1 protein-coding gene is annotated in these 733 nt (G+C 68.3%); it reads right to left on the bottom strand.

The window, feature by feature from the left end; all coding sequences use genetic code 11:
• On the bottom strand, positions 1-733 hold a 733-nt coding region (locus tag RGCCGE502_RS34345; protein WP_016558838.1), incomplete at both ends, for a beta-barrel domain-containing protein.

Here is a 733-nt window from a genome sequence, read left to right as displayed (position 1 = left end):
AAGCGACAGGGAGGCGAGGTAGTAGGGCTGGCCGGTGGCGCGGTCGAGGGTGGTTGCGGCGGCGACGACGTCGACGGTGCCGTGGAGTTCCGGGGTGGTGCGCTGGTTGAAGGCGGTGAAGCGCATGCGGGCCGGCTGGCCGGGCGAGACGCGGTCGATGTCGACGGGGGGAATGCGGACCTCGACGCTGAGGTGCTCGCTTTTCGGGACGACCGACATGACGGTGGCGCCCGGCGCGATGATGCCGCCGATGGTGTGGACCTGCAGGTCATAGACGAAGCCGTCGACGGGGGCGCGCACCTCCATGCGGGTGAGGCGGTCGCGGGCGGCGATCTCGCGCTCGTTGAGCTCGGCGATCTTGGCAAGCAGGTTGACGATCTCGGTCTGCGCCTCCTTGCGGGTGGTCTGGTCGATGGAGATGAGCTTCATGTTGAGCTCGCTGATCTCGCCCTCGGCCTCGGCGACCTTGGCGATCAGCTCGCCGCGGCTGCCCTCGATGCGGGCGCGCTGGCGCAGCAGGTCGCGCTTCTGCGAGATCGGCACCAGCTGGCTTGCGAGCAGCTTCTCGGTCTTGGCGAGCTCCTGCTCGACGATCTCGGCCTCGCTGTCGTTGGAGCGGCTCTGCGCCTTGAAGCCGCGCACCTGTTCGTCGAGCTGGACGATCTGCAGGCGCAGCTGTTCCTTCTGGTTGGCGACCATGCGGCGGTTGGCCTCAAACAGCCTGGTCTCGCCC

The sequence above is a fragment of the Rhizobium grahamii CCGE 502 genome (assembly GCF_000298315.2).
GTDB classification, from domain to species: domain Bacteria; phylum Pseudomonadota; class Alphaproteobacteria; order Rhizobiales; family Rhizobiaceae; genus Rhizobium; species Rhizobium grahamii.
This window is presented reverse-complemented; position numbering and strand designations above follow the sequence as displayed.